17 protein-coding genes and 3 tRNA genes are annotated in these 15,805 nt (G+C 33.9%); 1 reads left to right on the top strand and 19 read right to left on the bottom strand.

Going from position 1 to position 15,805, the window contains the following annotated elements; genetic code table 11:
* The 8 genes from PHP06_08145 to PHP06_08110 all read right to left on the bottom strand — a co-directional run.
* Window positions 1-1,582: DUF499 domain-containing protein (locus PHP06_08145; protein ID MDD3840530.1), on the bottom strand; the 1,582-nt coding region annotated here is incomplete at its 3' end.
* Between the two features lie 38 nt (window positions 1,583-1,620).
* Window positions 1,621-1,854, bottom strand: coding sequence for a TIGR04540 family protein (locus tag PHP06_08140; protein MDD3840529.1), 234 nt, complete (start codon window positions 1,852-1,854; stop codon window positions 1,621-1,623).
* A gap of 333 nt (window positions 1,855-2,187) precedes the next feature.
* Window positions 2,188-2,412, bottom strand: a complete 225-nt coding sequence (locus PHP06_08135; GenBank protein ID MDD3840528.1) for a YwbE family protein — start codon at window positions 2,410-2,412, stop codon at window positions 2,188-2,190.
* Between the two features lie 4 nt (window positions 2,413-2,416).
* Window positions 2,417-2,635: a hypothetical protein gene (locus PHP06_08130; GenBank protein ID MDD3840527.1), complete on the bottom strand. Its 219-nt coding sequence runs from the start codon at window positions 2,633-2,635 to the stop codon at window positions 2,417-2,419.
* A 1,218-nt stretch (window positions 2,636-3,853) separates the two neighbouring features.
* Window positions 3,854-3,941 (bottom strand) — tRNA-Leu (locus PHP06_08125).
* An 11-nt stretch (window positions 3,942-3,952) separates the two neighbouring features.
* Window positions 3,953-4,038, bottom strand: a tRNA-Tyr gene (locus tag PHP06_08120).
* A gap of 8 nt (window positions 4,039-4,046) precedes the next feature.
* Window positions 4,047-4,122: transfer RNA gene (locus PHP06_08115), tRNA-Phe, on the bottom strand.
* 125 nt (window positions 4,123-4,247) lie between these two features.
* A complete protein-coding gene (locus PHP06_08110; GenBank protein ID MDD3840526.1) occupies window positions 4,248-4,838 on the bottom strand; it encodes a protein-L-isoaspartate(D-aspartate) O-methyltransferase in 591 nt (196 codons plus the stop codon).
* A gap of 259 nt (window positions 4,839-5,097) precedes the next feature.
* Between PHP06_08110 and PHP06_08105 the strand changes: the two genes are divergently transcribed.
* Window positions 5,098-6,114: an ATP-grasp domain-containing protein gene (locus tag PHP06_08105; GenBank protein ID MDD3840525.1), complete on the top strand. Its 1,017-nt coding sequence runs from the start codon at window positions 5,098-5,100 to the stop codon at window positions 6,112-6,114.
* A 123-nt stretch (window positions 6,115-6,237) separates the two neighbouring features.
* On the opposite strand, the gene PHP06_08100 is transcribed toward PHP06_08105, so the two are convergent.
* The 11 genes from PHP06_08100 to PHP06_08050 form a co-directional block, all read right to left on the bottom strand.
* A complete protein-coding gene (locus PHP06_08100; GenBank protein ID MDD3840524.1) occupies window positions 6,238-6,936 on the bottom strand; it encodes an NAD(P)H-dependent oxidoreductase in 699 nt (232 codons plus the stop codon).
* A gap of 280 nt (window positions 6,937-7,216) precedes the next feature.
* Window positions 7,217-7,999, bottom strand: coding sequence for a protein-glutamate O-methyltransferase CheR (locus tag PHP06_08095; GenBank protein MDD3840523.1), 783 nt, complete (start codon window positions 7,997-7,999; stop codon window positions 7,217-7,219).
* A gap of 230 nt (window positions 8,000-8,229) precedes the next feature.
* A complete protein-coding gene (locus PHP06_08090) occupies window positions 8,230-9,150 on the bottom strand; it encodes a bifunctional riboflavin kinase/FAD synthetase (GenBank protein MDD3840522.1) in 921 nt (306 codons plus the stop codon).
* Window positions 9,151-9,165: 15 nt separating this feature from the next.
* Window positions 9,166-10,074, bottom strand: a complete 909-nt coding sequence (gene truB / locus PHP06_08085) for a tRNA pseudouridine(55) synthase TruB (GenBank protein MDD3840521.1) — start codon at window positions 10,072-10,074, stop codon at window positions 9,166-9,168.
* A gap of 1 nt (window position 10,075) precedes the next feature.
* Complete coding sequence (locus PHP06_08080; protein MDD3840520.1) at window positions 10,076-11,047, bottom strand: bifunctional oligoribonuclease/PAP phosphatase NrnA; 972 nt, start codon at window positions 11,045-11,047, stop codon at window positions 10,076-10,078.
* A gap of 7 nt (window positions 11,048-11,054) precedes the next feature.
* On the bottom strand, window positions 11,055-11,411 hold the full coding sequence (gene rbfA / locus PHP06_08075; protein ID MDD3840519.1) for a 30S ribosome-binding factor RbfA: 357 nt from the start codon (window positions 11,409-11,411) through the stop codon (window positions 11,055-11,057).
* A 31-nt stretch (window positions 11,412-11,442) separates the two neighbouring features.
* On the bottom strand, window positions 11,443-13,509 hold the full coding sequence (gene infB / locus PHP06_08070) for a translation initiation factor IF-2 (GenBank protein ID MDD3840518.1): 2,067 nt from the start codon (window positions 13,507-13,509) through the stop codon (window positions 11,443-11,445).
* Entirely contained in the window at window positions 13,497-13,844 is a 348-nt protein-coding gene (locus PHP06_08065) for a ribosomal L7Ae/L30e/S12e/Gadd45 family protein (protein ID MDD3840517.1), read from the bottom strand. Before PHP06_08065 ends, infB begins: the two co-directional genes overlap by 13 nt.
* A complete protein-coding gene (locus PHP06_08060; protein MDD3840516.1) occupies window positions 13,837-14,106 on the bottom strand; it encodes a YlxR family protein in 270 nt (89 codons plus the stop codon). The genes PHP06_08065 and PHP06_08060 overlap by 8 nt, the downstream gene beginning before the upstream one ends.
* Before the next feature lies 1 nt (window position 14,107).
* The gene (nusA, locus tag PHP06_08055) at window positions 14,108-15,148 is read right to left on the bottom strand and encodes a transcription termination factor NusA (protein MDD3840515.1); all 1,041 of its coding nucleotides are present in this window, start codon (window positions 15,146-15,148) and stop codon (window positions 14,108-14,110) included.
* Window positions 15,149-15,175: 27 nt separating this feature from the next.
* Window positions 15,176-15,640 (bottom strand): ribosome maturation factor RimP, encoded by a 465-nt coding sequence (locus PHP06_08050; protein ID MDD3840514.1) that lies wholly within the window; start codon window positions 15,638-15,640, stop codon window positions 15,176-15,178.
* Window positions 15,641-15,805: the final 165 nt, after the last annotated feature.

Below are 15,805 nucleotides of genomic sequence, written 5' to 3'. Positions count from 1 at the left end.
CAGGAAATACTTGTACACCTTGATAGCAATCACATAAGGAGGGCTTGAACTTTTCTTCCAGGAAGGTTCTCAATTCTTTCTTTGCACTATCATTGTCATAAGAATCGACTAATGAGTTAAGCTCGGCAATCATATTTTTTGTATTCTTAAAGAATATCCTACCGTCTCTATCGGTGTAAAGATACCAGGCTTGCATTACAAATTCATCCAATGCCTTTTTAACACGAGTAATATCCTTATTCGGTTCACACAGATAACCTATAGTTTCCTGCAAGGATAACCCAAGTAGCGCATTAGGTACATCAGCCAAAGAAGAAACAAGAATCAGTTTGCTCAACTCTTGCATTGTATTCTCATTCATCTCTCTATCTACAACTTCAGCTATTGCTTTTCCATGGGATGAAATATCATGGGCTATAGCATTAGCAAGGGACGGCTTAATCTGGGTAATAGTTGTCAGCATATCGGAATCATTAAGGTCAAAATCATATACATTTACAAGATATTTTTCCTCTGCCTTTGGATTATCCCCACTATATAGTTGTGATACAATACGCCTCATCAAACGTATTAATCCTCTGGTTTGCTGGAAGCCTTCATTTTCTTTAAATCTTGCATATAGGTTCCTTATAGAGGGATGAAATGGATATGAGTCCTTTATTCCAATAAAAATCTGGTCAGGAGATATATTGGTATACCCCATTTGCTTTGCTTCTAGTACAGCTTGCTTATAGCCATTAGCTATATTGATAATTTCATCTTCAGAGGGTAATTCTTTAAAAAGACGTTTTCGTAGGATGTGATAAACTTCATCTGACGCACTACCTACTGGCTCTATATTAAGAGCGGAACGATTTACTTCGTTTTCCAGCTCTTTAAAAGTAGACTGTAGTAGTTCACTTCCGCTTTCATATGTAGCTTTAAGATCGGATATTACTAGGCATACATTAGATAATTCTTCTTTGCCTAAAGCTGTAAATAGATTAGCCAATGCATTAGTAGTTACAACTGCCAAATTCGAATCACCGATAGAAACTGACCTTGCATTGTCCAAGTATGGTGGAAGCTCATCTAATAGTATTAAAAGGGGTTCACCTTTCAATAGATTAACCCAAGCAGTTTGCCCTGGTGCCCGAAGGGGAGTGTAATAATCTTTAAATACTTCTTTCTTTCCTAGCTGTTCTGCTATTGCCCCCCATATACCATATGGAGCATCGCTTTCTCTACCAGTAAAAGCTACAACTTTAACTTTTCTTACATAACTGTCCTTGAATTTATCTCCTAATACTTTTTCCCTATATTCAGGATGCTTGGCAAGCAATCCTAAAGCAATCATATTATGAGTTTTACCACCGCCCATAGCCTGGGTAAGCTTAACAACACCTGTTGCTCCCTGTCTATGAAAACGTTTAAATGCAGTATCAAATAAAACTTTCATTCCCTGGGTTAAAAAGTTTTCTTCAAAAAAATCTGCTGGATTGATGCGGTTTTCAATCAGATCGGTTAAGTCTAACACATCATCCCTTTTTGTTTCATCAAATACACTTTCCCTAGGCTTACACAAATTAGATAAAGCTTTCATCTATCTTTCCCCTTCCACAAAAACTAATATTTTGACTATTAATAACCGGACTGCCTTATTTTAGATACTATTTCAAGTCTCCTTTTCCCACATCTCTGCCTTAATATAGTAGTAAAGTCATCATTTTTATATATCAAAGAATCATTATTCTCCAGTATATCTCTCAACAACCGGATCATCTCTCGTTCTTCTATTTTATCTTCCCAATAACCATCAATTACTTGATTGATAGCCTCGGCCACTTCCCTTTGATTTTTATAAAAAGTCTTGATGATAACACCTTCCTTCTTTATTGGTACTAGTTTTGTACTTTTTTTATACTAATTTTAGTATATATCTTAATAAAACTATATACAATGGGTTATTAGCAATTTTTTCTTAATTGGAAAGAATAGGATTATATATATAAGTCCTCTTCCTTGATTTGATCCAACATCAGCTTTGTTAAATCTTCTAAAGCTTCATCCTTGGCATCATAATCTTTGATATTTCTGACCAACCTGCACCAACCTTCCCCTATTTTGTTTACACCATAGCTTTTCTTGCCCTTTTTAACTACTTTCAGCTTTGGTCTCCTATCATTTTTTTGCCTAAAAAATCTTATATTACAAAAATAAAGAAAAGAATAATATAATACAGAGGATAATCTTTTGTACTCGTCCTATCCTACCATCTTCGAGGCGGACTTTTATCCCTCTCGGATGAAAGGCTGAATTGGTCAATATATTTTTAACCCGTCCTCTGGTAAGACGACCCGTTCGCTGGTCTTTCTTTAATACAATGTCTACGAGGCAGCCTCGAGGCACATTCTTTCTATATCGTCCATCCATTTCATCACCTCTTTTGCATTAATCTATAGAAATCAGGAGCTTTTTTTATAAAATCCTGGATTAATTCAGGATCGAATTGTGAACCAGCATGTTTCAATAATTCTTTTACTGCTTCGGGTAAGCTTTTTGCCCTAGAATAACTCCGATAGCTGCACATAGCATCAAAAGCATCACTGATTGATATAACCTGTGTAGTTTTTAGTATTATATCATTATATAACATTTCTTCTGTTGTTAGATCATTCCCTTATCCCTATATTATGCATCAGAATATTACAAAACGTTAAAGAGGTAAAATCAAACTATGGGTAAGAAAACCAAATAAAAAAGATTTCCTTCGATTTATTATTATAGTCTCATCACACCATAAATAAAATAATCAAAATTGTATCGAGGCAATATAAATACAAGAGTTGCTCGAAGAAAAAGAGCTAGTTTTCCTCGATGATGAGTAGATGAGATAAGCGAAAAAGATAAATAGAGTAATAAAAGAAGATAGATTTATAATTTAAGATTGATGATTATCAAAATAAAAAGAACAGAAAAGAAAAATGTAAAACCCAAATTTAGATGAAAATGGAGAAAAAACGCAATATAATGATAAAGGAAGAGAATATACTAACAAAGCTTTGTATTTCCCTTCATAGCGACGTCTTCTATAAAAACATCTTTAAAATTATCTAAAGAGTAACCCATTTTAAAAAACGTAATGAGTTGTCAAAATACGTGCTTTAGATCATTTAAATTAACTCATATTGATTTATATTAATATTAAAATTTCATCGCTAGGTAGTACCCAAAAGATCTTCGCTTACCGTCCTCCAATTATTTCTTCACTATCTTCTAACCACTTGCATTTTCTTTTATTTCTAATCCTATGAATTCGTCAGGTATTACTTGTTTCACTTCTTCATCTAAAGTAGTGCCTATATTTTTTCACTTCTTACTCTACCTCCGGGATTGAAAACATTAATATAGAGTAATATTTGCTATTACATTTTTAGTGTAATAGCAAATATAATTATACCGAAGGTATAAATCAAGAGTGTTTCTTGGTCGGATGTAATGTTGAAAAGAAGTCTGCATAAGCATTTAAAATATCCTCCTTATCGCTTATAATATTCATATAAAGCGATAAGGAGAGTGGTAATAGTATGAAAGGAAGATAAACATAGGTGGAAGGAACTTTGTATAAACGTGGACGATGTTGGTACTTCATGGTTGATGTAGGTAGAAACGGGTTGGGCCATGCTGATATAACTACCACGATGAATCTATATACGCATGTAGACCTAAAAATGGAGAAAAAAACAGCTAGTAAAATCGATAGTTTATTTAAAGATTCTCTTAAAAAAATAGTTTAAAAAATAAAAGATGTTACCAAATGCAATTTTGGATAAAAAAAGGATTTCATCAAAATCGATGAAACCCTAGACACGATTGGTGCGAAAGGGGGGACTCGAACCCCCACAGGCGTAATGCCCACTAGAACCTGAATCTAGCGCGTCTGCCAATTCCGCCACTTTCGCATAAATTAAATTGGTGGAGGGAAGTGGATTCGAACCACCGTAGGCTACGCCGGCAGATTTACAGTCTGCTCCCTTTGGCCAACTCGGGCATCCCTCCAAATAATATGGTGCTTCGGGGCGGAATCGAACCACCGACACGAGGATTTTCAATCCACTGCTCTACCGACTGAGCTACCGAAGCTAATTAATGCGACATAAAATAATATACAATATATTAATAAATAAGTCAAGTAATTTTATTTTTGAGTTCTCTTTTACCAAGTGCACCTTGCTCTTGCACAAAGGATCTCATCAAAAATGGTAGGTTTATTCCCAACCATACTTTCCTTTCAGTTCTACAAAACTTACCATATCATTAGATTGAACATGTACCTTTCCATCCTGATCTTTTGTAATTAATTGCAACTCCTGGATATGTTTTGGTCCAACAGGAATAACCATTTTCCCTCCTGCTCCCAACTGATCGATCAATTCCACAGGCACCTTACTGGCAGCAGCCGTCACCATTATCCTATCGTAAGGAGCATTTTCTATCCAGCCTTCACTACCATCTCCAACTTTATAAAAAATATTAGAATAGCCTAATTGTTTGAGCCTTGCTTGAGCCTCTTCAGAAAGCTCCTTAACTCTTTCCACCGTAAAGACAGAGCCTGAAAACTCTGCCAAAAGTGCCGTTTGATAGCCAGATCCGGTCCCTATCTCAAGGACTTTACTGCTTTTGCCCTGAACTAAGTCCAGTAAAAAAGTCATTTTCAAAACTAAACTAGGTTGTGATATTGTTTGCCCATGTCCTATTGGCAAAGCCCTATCTAAGTCTGCATATTTTTTAAATTCATTATCGATAAAAAACGATCGTTTTAATTTGTTAGCGAAATCAACCAAATCTTTGTAAAGCATTTATACAAACCTCCATAAATAATCTAGCCAATATAAATCTAACTATATTATATCATTTGCTTAAAATATTGTTCTTATTGAACAAATTCTGCTAAAAATATCTTGTTATTATAAGGGGTACAATTGGAAAATCCCTTGCCATATTTTTTAATAAAACTCCATCTGTTTTCAATGCTGCTATAAATATGTAGTACATGTGATATAATGTAATATATGGTAGTTTATTAAAGCGATTAGCTTATGGGGGGTATGTAAAACAATGAATATTGCAATATTAGCGGATCAACCAAGGAAGATTTATTGGCAAGGTGAGGAGGGAGAGATGGGAGATTTACAAAATCAAAAAATTGTACGAGCTGTACAAAAGGTTCTGTCTAAAAGGTTCAGATGTATTGTAATGACAGCTGATAAAAATTTTGTGTCAAAATTACAAAGAGAACATATTGATATGGTATTCAACCTATGTGAAGGTGTTCGCGGAGAAACCAGAATAGCTCAAGTGCCTGCAATATTAGAATTTTTAAGTATGCCATATACAGGTTCTTCAATATTAGGTCATACTCTATCCATCAATAAAGCGGTTTCGTCAGAAATACTTGAGAGTAAAGGTGTGAAAACACCTGGTTTTGTGTCAATCTATAAAGAGCAGGATTTAGATCGGTTAAAAGAGGCAGATATTGAGTTTCCAGTAATCATAAAGCCTGCTGATGAAGGTTCTAGCAGGGGAATACATCAGGATAGTTTGGTATATGATATGGAATCTTTAAAGAAGAAAGTAATAGAAGAGTTAGCAATCTATAACCCACCTATTATGATAAATGAATATATAAGCGGCAGAGAATTCACAGTAGGTATTTTAGGCAATAGGGATGATATTGAGGTGCTACCTATACTGGAGATCAGTTATGACAATCTACCGGATCATATACCAAAATTCAGCAGCTTTGAACTCAAATGCCATTATGACGGATATAAATCAGAAGGTATATGTCCTGCTCCTTTGGATAATGAGCTTAAAGAGACTATAATCCGAACGGCAAGACAAGCTTATGCTGCTTTAAATTTAAGGGACTATGGCAGGGCAGATATAAGATTGAAGGGCGATGTGCCTTACGTCTTGGAGATGAATTCATCACCTGGTTTAGCTAGAGGTTATAGCGACATAGTTAAGATGGCAGAGGCCTCAGGTATGGGCTATGAAGGATTGGTATACTCAATAGTTGATAGCGCAATTGAACGTTATAATCTGTTTGAACAAGGGAATGATGTGATCTAAAAATTACTTATACTAAACCGTAGCTAAAAATATCTCTTTCTTGGCAATTTAATTTAAATATAAGCTAGGGAAGAGACATTTTTATGTGCATTTATACCAACCTAATGGCGACCACATACTACCCTACCAAGGACGCTCCTTCCCGAGCCAGCCTTGTTTCTGCCAATAATCTCTATCTTTCATATTCCAATTATTTGATTTTTGCATCATACGCATAATGCTAAACATTAGTTTTAATTTCATTCCAGGTTTTGCATGCCCAATTTTTTTCTTTATTTTTAACGCCAGAGGAGGAATTTCGTTGATAATACTCCTCTTGATTTTATCCGGTACTTCTTCCCAAGAAGAAGCATTTACATTATAGCTAAATTGATATACTACAGGGACACCAAGCCAAAACATTTGTTTTGCTAGGGATCTTGTAACACGTTTTGCACCTGAACCAGCTGCTGTGGATATCACAACAGCAACTTTATTAAACATTTGATCATTTGGTCTATGGGCAAGCCACATATAGCCCAAATGATCAAACAAGGTTTTTAGTTGACCTGTCATCTCAAGGCAGTAAGCAGGAGAATTAATCATAATAAGATCAGATTCTCTTATTGACTTAACAATAGTCTGTACCTGATCAGCATGTGGACAGCACTCTTCCCCTTTATTAAAACATCGATAACAACCTATGCAAAAATCTGGCGAATCCTTCGGCATAAAATATTCATCTACAATTGTATCATCGGTTAAAACATTGCTCCTCATCATATCTGTTATATGATAAGTACTACCTTTATGTCCCTGTCCATGAATAATTGTTATTTTCATCCCCTATCCCCCAAGCTAATATAAATTTATCTTGTTTTTTCCATTTTATTATATCAAACTATTATCGCAAAAACATTAATTATACCGTATTTCCATCAACAGACACCGAACTTTGGAAAATCTCAGCCAAGGTTGAATAGTATTAAAGTTATTTTGAAAAGTGATAAGGAACAGAATGGCTCAAGAAATAATCAATGAATTCAGTGAATCAGGGTTATCTGAATATCAAGATTATGAACGAGCATTACAAAAATTAAAGAATGCATTAGTTAGATAGATTTTATTTATAACTTTTTTTATAAAAAAAACTTCTAACAGGCATAAAATTGTAGTTTTGTGGCGTTATAATCTGTTCAGTACTTCCAACAAATAAAATACCATCATCATTTAATGCTTGATTAAATTTTTGGTAGATCATATTTTTTACATCCTCTGTAAAATATATTAAGACATTTCTACAAACAATCAAATCTATGTTTTGGGGATATCTGTCTCTCAGCAAATTCAACTGTTCGAATTTGATATTCCGCTTTAATTCATCTTTTACAACATATAAACCATCACTATCTTTAATGAAATATCTTTGCAAATACTTGTCGGGTACTTTTTCTATAGATTTTGGGGTATATCTGCCTTTTACGGCCTTGTTTAAAGCTTGTTCATCCAAATCAGTAGATATTATATTAGAATTATCATATATATTAAGTTCTTTTAAAATCAGCGCAATAGTGTAAACTTCTTCTCCCGTGGAGCAGGCCGCACTCCAGATTTTTAAGCCTTTCTTATAATCCTTTATGTTGGGTATTATATCCTTTTTTAATACATCCCATTGGGCTGCATTTCTAAAAAATTCAGAGACATTTATAGTTATATAATTCATAAATTCTTGATACTCTTTTTTATCATTTATAAGAAGATTATAATATTCTACATAATCCTTTTTGTCTTTTCTAGATATTAGAGAATCTATTCTTCTTTTCATCTGCTTTTGTTTATAGAGACTCAAATCTATTCCACTTATATAATATATGTTTTTTACAAAATTATTATATTCATTCTTCATGTCATCCACCACTTAACTGTTTTTGATTATTTTAACATATTCATGTATAAGTGTAAAATTTACAAAGCATGCTTTATTTGAAATTAACAAATTATTACAAGTAAAACAACATAAATCTAAAGATAAAAAAAAGTCGTGAATAAATCACGACTGATGTAAAGGGGGTCTCAATGTATTTTGTGAGGTCATTATTATTATTGACATTATATTTGTCAATTATACATCCAATTCTATTTTTTTTCTAAAACATATTGAATATCTTTTTTGATTTGAGTAGTCAATTCACTAGGAGAATGGTATTTCCTTTCATCCCTTATCTTTTGTTCAAAAATGATATCTATACATTTATCATATAAATCCGAATTATAACCTATAATATGAGTCTCCATCGATAATTTATTAGAATTAAAAGTTGGTTTAATACCTATATTAGTTAAAGATTTATATATTTTCCCGTCAATCATTGTCTGAGTAGCATACACACCATTCTGAGGTATAATTTGGTGTTTGTTATAATCCAAGTTTGCAGTTGGAATACCTATTCTTGAACCAACCTTCCGTCCGTGTATAACCTTGCCACTGATGGAAAACTTTCTGCCTAAACATTTATTTGCCATGTCAATTTTACCTGAATTTAAATAGTTTCTAATGGTGGTACTGCTCACTACCATTCCTTTCATTTTCACTTCATCGGTAACATTGACTTTAAAATTGTATTTTTCACCAAGCTTTTTTAAAGTTTGGATATTTCCTTTTGCATTATTGCCAAAAGTATAATTATAACCTACATAAACACACTTTACGTTAAATCTTTTCACCAATAAATTATTTATAAATTTATCAGGTGTCATTTTCATTGTTTTTTGGTCAAAAGTTTTTAAAATCAAATAATCCAATCCTAATTCGTTGAAAATATCTATCCTTTGATGATTAGTGGTTAATAATTTAAATTTCACAGTAGGTTTTATAATTTTTAAAGGATGATTATAAAATGTATAAACCATACTATCTAAATTATCATTTTTAGAATCTTCAATCAACTTACTTATCAACGCCTTATGCCCGATGTGAACACCATCAAAATTGCCCAATGCTATATTTATAGGTTTGTCCAAATATTTGAAACCATCGTAGTCCAATACAGTGATCATAGCTGTCCCCCTTGGTTAGACAAGTAACTTTTTTATACATACAAATTTTTTATCATTATATTCCTTTATATAGCCTATGCCCATGAATTTATCATCGATATATATTCTATAATAGGAGTAGTTATCAGAAGACTGTCCATTGTCAATCTCTAAAATGTTTCGATATTCAACTTTATTGCCGTTTATCACCTTATTTAAACATTCCTCATTTAGCTGGATTCTCCCAATATTATTTATCGCTTTATCAATAGGTACTATGATTTCATTCAATCTTTCCGATATGCTAGAGTCAACTACTTCTTCAAGAGTATAGGCATTTTCTAATTTAAAAAAACCTGTCTTGGTCCTTAATAAAAAACCCATAGCAGCTCCGCAGCCCAACTGTTCTCCTATGTCATCACATAATGTTCTCATATATGTACCTTTGGAACAAATCACATCAAATAGATACGTTGTATCACCGATTGCTTTAAATATCTTTATACTATCTATCTTTACTTTTCGCGGTAGCCTTTTCACCTCAATACCATCCCTAGCAAGCTGATAAAGCCTTTTACCCTTGTGGCGGATGGCAGAATACATGGGAGGAACTTGTTCAATTTCCCCTATGAATTTTTCTAAAACTTTTTCTACTTGGATTTTACATATATTTACGTCTTTTTTTTGAATGATATCTCCATATACATCTTGTGTGCTCGTTTTTATCCCAAAATGTATTTCCACTCTATATTCTTTTTTCTCACTCATTATATAATCTACTATTTTGGTGGCTTTACCAATGCATACAGGTAATACCCCTGCTGCTTCAGGGTCTAATGTGCCTGTATGCCCTATCTTTTTTACTTTAAGTTTTCTTTTTAAATATGCAACTGTCTGAGCAGATGTAATACCCGGTGGTTTTAATATATTTATAACTCCATCCATATTAATCCTCATTTATAGTTTCTATCAATTTTTTTATTACCATACGTTTGCAAGTATATAAATCGGTATCTAAAGTAAAACCCGCCGCCTTATCATGGCCTCCGCCATTAAATTGGACAGCAATATCTTTTACATTGTATTTATTTTTGGATCTTAATCCAACCTTTATTTCGTTTTCATTTACCTGCTTAAAAAATACAGCTATTTCTACTCCTTCAATATCACGAACCATACCGATAATACCCTGTGTCTCACATGAATCGTAATCCTGTCCTGTTATCATATCTTTTTTTAATTCTATACTGGCAATCTTATCATCACTATAGTATTCAAGGGTATCCAGTACTTTTTTCAATAAGACTATATCTTTTTTATTTTTTTTCCTGAACAGCTGCAAAGTTATATAATCTACATCAATGTCATACTCAAGAAGCTTTCCAGCTATAATATGAGTATCAGAGGTAGTATTAGAGTAAGAAAAATTGCCGGTATCAGTAGCAATAGCGGTATATAGGCATTCTGCTATATTGGTATCTATATCAATATCTAAATGAGTTAAAATATTGAAAATTATCTCCCCAGTAGCAGCAGCATGTTTATCTACATAGTTATAGTCACCAAACATAGTATTCGATGCATGGTGGTCAATATTTATTGTACAATCGCTTGACTCAATCAGAGATTGGCATCTGCCCAATCTCTCCTTATCACCACAATCCAAAGCGATAAATATGTCGTAATCAGATTTGTTGTTTGCACTATATGGCTTTATTTCATTTATTCCATACAAAAACCCGAATTTATCCGGAATATTATAATCAATATACATAGTATTTTTTATATTTAACAAGCATAAAGCTCTAGATAGAGCAAGTAAAGAGCCCAGGCTATCCCCGTCAGGCATTATATGACATGCCATAGCAATATTGTTTGCGTTTTTTATTTCCCCCACAATTCTTTGGATATCGTCCATAAGTCAGTTATTCCTCCTGATCTTTGTTAACCTTTTTGATAAGGTTTTCGATGTAGATGCTATACTCAACAGATCTATCATGGATAAATTCCAATTCAGGTATATGTCGTATTTTCATCCTTTTCCCTAGCTCTTTCCTTATATAGCCCCTTGCGTTTTTTAACACTTGTAAACTATTTTCTGTTTCTTCTTCACTACCCATTATACTTAAATATACTTTTGCATATTTGAAATCTTTTGTCAGGTCCACCCTAGTTATACTTACCATACTCGTCAGTCTGGGATCTTTCATATTATTCATAATTATATCGCTTATCTCTTTTTTTATTTCTTGCGCAACTCTCTTAACTCTAGGATAACTCATAGCTATCACTTACCTTTCGTTACCTTAAAAATCATTCTTTTATTTTTTCAATTATATAGGATTCTATCACATCATTTTCCTTTATATCATTGAAGTTCTCAAGTCCGATGCCACATTCATACCCTGATACAACCTCCCGTGCATCATCCTTAAATCTCTTTAATGAGCTGATATTTCCTTCAAATACTACTACTCCATCCCTTATCAGTCTAGCCGTCGAATGTCTAGATACCTTTCCGTCAGTTACATATGATCCTGCAATAGTCCCTGCACCAGGCACTTTGAATGTAGCCCTTACCTGTGCGTGTCCTAATATCTTTTCCTGGAGCTTAGGTTCCAACATTCCTTTCATAGCTGCCTGCACATCTTCTATCGCATCATAAATTACTCTGTATAATCTTATGTCTATACTTTCTTTTTCAGCCAACTCTCTTGCCTTAATATCCGGTCTAACATTGAAACCGATAACAATCGCATTTGAAGCTGTTGCAAGCATAATATCTGTTTCAGTAATAGCCCCTACACCTTGATGTATGGTCTTAATCTTAACTTTGTCATCGCTCAAGCGCTCAAGCGCCTGTTTTACAGCCTCTACTGACCCTTGAACGTCTGCTTTTATAATAAGATTTAATTCTTTTATTTCTCCTTCTTTTATCTGGCTAAATAGTTCATCTAATGAAAGATTTTGTCCAGCTTGTAGCTGTTTTTCTTTAATTTTTCCTTTTCTTTCATCAGCTATTTGCCTTGTAAGCTTATCATCTTCTAATGAATATAACATATCTCCGGCTTCCGGAACCTCTGAAAGACCTAGTACTTCTACAGGTGTAGAAGGGCCAGCCTTTTGTGTTCTTTTTCCTTTATCATCAATTAATGCACGTACCTTCCCATGTGCAGTGCCTGCAACTATGGAATCCCCTATCTTTAATGTTCCGTTTTGGATAATAACTGTGGCAACAGGTCCTCTGCCTTTATCGATTTCCGCTTCCACAATTATACCTTTTGCGAACCTATCAGGGTTTGCCTTTAATTCCTGCATCTCGGCCACTAAAATAACCATTTCCAATAAATTATCAATACCTTTTTTGGTTAATGCCGAAACAGGAACACATATAGTATCTCCTCCCCATTCCTCCGGAACCAAACCATATTCGGTCAATTGTTGCTTTATTCTGTCAGGATTAACGTTAGGTTTATCCATTTTATTTATTGCTATTATTATAGGTACATCGGCAGCTTTTGCATGGTTTATAGCTTCCACGGTCTGAGGCATAACACCATCATCTGCTGCAACTACCAAAATTGCAATATCAGTCACACTTGCCCCTCTTGCACGCATTGAAGTAAAAGCTTCATGACCCGGTGTATCAAGAAAAGTTATTTTCTTGCTATTTATTTCTACTTGATAAGCCCCTATGTGCTGAGTTATTCCTCCGGCTTCTCCCTGTGTTACTGAAGTCTTTCTTATAGAATCAAGAAGAGAAGTCTTTCCATGGTCAACATGCCCCATTACAGTGACAATCGGAGGTCTAGGCTGCATTTTCTTTGGATCGTCCTCTGCATCTATCTCCTCCAGCTTATCTTCGTATGTTTCTTCTTTTTTTAGTTCAAGTTTTATTCCAAAATCATCTGCTATAATCGCAGCAGTATCGTAATCTATGTCCTGATTAATAGTAGCCATAACACCGAGCGCCATCAGTTTTTTGATGATCTCAGATACACTGATGCCAACCTTTTCCGAGAAATTCTTAATTGATATGTTTTCACCTATTACTATAGGTTTTTTGGTTTTTTTTGCAGTGCTTGCTGATGCCTCTTTTTTATCCGGTTTTTTGTTTTTATTATCTTTTTTACCCGACATGTGTTTTTTTGAATGAGCATCATCCTTTTTCTTTGAGTTTTTAGTTCCATCTTTTTTGATGCCAGCTTTAGTTTTATTGTTTTGATTCTCAATTGAGTTTTTTACCATTTTGACTTCCATTTCTTCCAAAGTACTCATATGATTTTTTACGTCTATATGAAGTTCTTTAATTTTTTTTAACAGATCTTTACTGTTAGTTCCTAAATCTTTAGCTAATTGATAAACTCTTATTTTTGACATCCTATGTCCACCCCCATTGTATTTTTGCGCCGGGATTGAAGTATTATTCCTAAAATTTTATCAGCCGCCTTTTTATCTTTAATACCGACAACAGCTCTCATATCTTTACCAATACTTTTTCCCAGATCGTACCTGGTCCCTAACTGGACAAGAGGAATATTCCTGTAACTACACATATCTTTAAATAATTTCAAAGATGTAGCAGCTATATCTGTGCTCAAAATAATGAGAAAGACATGATCTTTTTTAATCTGGCTTTTGCATGCATTTATACCTGATACGATGATGCCAGCTTTTCTGTATATGCCTAACAAAGATAATATTCTATCATACATTTCCATTTATCACTTTTTCTAACTCTTGATATGCATCTGGGTTTAATTCAACACCAAGATGCTTTTTAATTAAATTTTTTTTCTTAAGCATATCTAAACAACTTTTGTTTTTACAGATATAAGCTCCTCTGCCCGGTTTTTTCCCTGTAGTATCAATCATAAACTCATTGTCAGGAGTCTTTACCATTCTTATAAGCTCTTTTTTGTCTTTTTGCTCCCTACAGGATATACACATCCTCTGAGGTACCTTTCTTTTTTTCATATCAATCCTCCTCTAACTCCGGTTTGCTTTTTATATCAATTTTCCACCCGGTTAATTTTGCTGCTAATCTAGCATTTTGTCCTTCCTTACCAATAGCTAAAGACAATTGATAATCATCTACTACAACCTGCGCAAACTTTTCTCCTTCATCAAAACTAACTTCTAGAACTTTAGCAGGGCTTAACGCGTTTGAAATATATTCGCTGGGATCTTCACTCCATTTTATAATATCTATTTTTTCACCGTTTAGTTCTTCCACTATCGCCTGAACCCTCATTCCTCTCTGCCCTACACAAGCGCCAACTGAGTCGACATTTTCATCCACAGAATGGACAGCTATTTTTGTTCTTGAACCAGCTTCTCTCGATATACCTCGTATCTCAACTATTCCATCATGTATTTCGGGAACCTCTAACTCAAATAACCTTTTAACTAAACCTGAATGAGTTCGGGAAACCAAAACTTGAGGACCTTTAGTAGTTTTCTTAACTTCTGTTATATATACTTTTATCCTATCATTTACATTATATATTTCTCCTGGAATCTGCTCTGAAGGAGGTAGTATGGCCTCCACTTTTCCCAAGTCTATAAGAACATTGTTTCTTTCATTTCTTTGAACAATGCCAGTAATTATATCATCTTCTTTTTCTAAAAACTGCTCATATACAATATTTCTCTCTGCCTCTCGTATCCTTTGTACTACAACTTGTTTAGCGGTCTGTGCTGCAATGCGTCCAAATTTTTTTGGGGTTACCTCTGTTTCAATTGTATCCCCTATTTCATATTGTTTGTTGATTTCTTTTGCATTTTCAATACTTATTTCAAGAAATTCATCATTTTCCTGTTCTACAACCTTTTTCAGATTATAAACTTTTACTTCCCCTGTTATTCTATCTATAACAACCTTTACATTTTGGGATGTACCAAAATTCTTTTTATAAGCAGAAACCAAAGCAGCTTCTATCGCTTCTAACAGTATTTCCGTACTCAATCCTTTTTCTTTAGTAATTTCATCCAAAGCCTGCAGAAACTCAACATTCATCACTAAATCTCCCCTAACAATCAATTTTCAGAATTCTACAGACAGTTTTACAGATGCAACTTCCTGTCTAGAGAATTCTAATATATTACCATCTTCATCTTTTATTTTTATGATACCTTCAAAAAGCCCCTCTAACTGACCCTTAAATAATTTCTTGCCATTTTTGCTCTCATAAAGTTTTATATCAACTGTTTCTCCCTTAAATCTTTCAAAATCCTGATCCTTTTTTAAAGGCCTATCAATGCCGGGTGAGGATACTTCTAAAACATAACTTTGTTTTATCAGATCGACTTGGTCTAAACTTTCACTCAAAAATTCACTCACCTTTTGACAATCATCGATAGAGATGCCTTTCAGACTATCTATGTACACCCTTAACACCCAGCTCCCAGCTTCTTTTTTAAATTCTATATCAAATAACTCATAATCATTCTCATCCAAAAAAGATTGCAACATCTCTTTTACCGATTGTTTTATTCCTTTTTTGCTCAATGCATTCCCTCCCATTTAAAAACCTGTGGTTTTTATTATAACCCCTTTAAAGAATTTAATAATATTAAAGAGTGGGACTTCCCCACTCTTTTGCGCTCCTCATACATATGCAATTCCACTGCATCATTATATCATCTTTGACAGGTTATTTCAAGGTCCAAATAG

The sequence above is a fragment of the Clostridia bacterium genome, from assembly GCA_028698525.1.
Taxonomy (GTDB): Bacteria; Bacillota; Clostridia; order JAQVDB01; family JAQVDB01; genus JAQVDB01.
The sequence above is the reverse complement of the archived record's forward strand: the minus strand, read 5'-3'. Positions and strand labels throughout refer to the sequence as shown.

Excerpts from the sequence above, each read along its gene's own strand:
- nusA (MDD3840515.1), bottom strand. The coding sequence starts at position 15,148 with ATGAATGTTGAGTTTCTGCAGGCTTTGGATGAAATTACTAAAGAAAAA.
- rbfA (MDD3840519.1), bottom strand. The coding sequence starts at position 11,411 with ATGAGTTATCCTAGAGTTAAGAGAGTTGCGCAAGAAATAAAAAAAGAG.
- PHP06_08100 (MDD3840524.1), bottom strand. The coding sequence starts at position 6,936 with ATGAAAATAACAATTATTCATGGACAGGGACATAAAGGTAGTACTTAT.
- PHP06_08110 (MDD3840526.1), bottom strand. The coding sequence starts at position 4,838 with ATGCTTTACAAAGATTTGGTTGATTTCGCTAACAAATTAAAACGATCG.
- PHP06_08060 (MDD3840516.1), bottom strand. The coding sequence starts at position 14,106 with ATGAAAAAAAGAAAGGTACCTCAGAGGATGTGTATATCCTGTAGGGAG.
- PHP06_08090 (MDD3840522.1), bottom strand. The coding sequence starts at position 9,150 with ATGATCACTGTATTGGACTACGATGGTTTCAAATATTTGGACAAACCT.
- PHP06_08130 (MDD3840527.1), bottom strand. The coding sequence starts at position 2,635 with ATGTTATATAATGATATAATACTAAAAACTACACAGGTTATATCAATC.
- PHP06_08105 (MDD3840525.1), top strand. The coding sequence starts at position 5,098 with ATGAATATTGCAATATTAGCGGATCAACCAAGGAAGATTTATTGGCAA.
- PHP06_08135 (MDD3840528.1), bottom strand. The coding sequence starts at position 2,412 with ATGGATGGACGATATAGAAAGAATGTGCCTCGAGGCTGCCTCGTAGAC.
- PHP06_08080 (MDD3840520.1), bottom strand. The coding sequence starts at position 11,047 with ATGGACGATATCCAAAGAATTGTGGGGGAAATAAAAAACGCAAACAAT.
- PHP06_08065 (MDD3840517.1), bottom strand. The coding sequence starts at position 13,844 with ATGTATGATAGAATATTATCTTTGTTAGGCATATACAGAAAAGCTGGC.
- truB (MDD3840521.1), bottom strand. The coding sequence starts at position 10,074 with ATGGATGGAGTTATAAATATATTAAAACCACCGGGTATTACATCTGCT.
- PHP06_08095 (MDD3840523.1), bottom strand. The coding sequence starts at position 7,999 with ATGAAGAATGAATATAATAATTTTGTAAAAAACATATATTATATAAGT.
- infB (MDD3840518.1), bottom strand. The coding sequence starts at position 13,509 with ATGTCAAAAATAAGAGTTTATCAATTAGCTAAAGATTTAGGAACTAAC.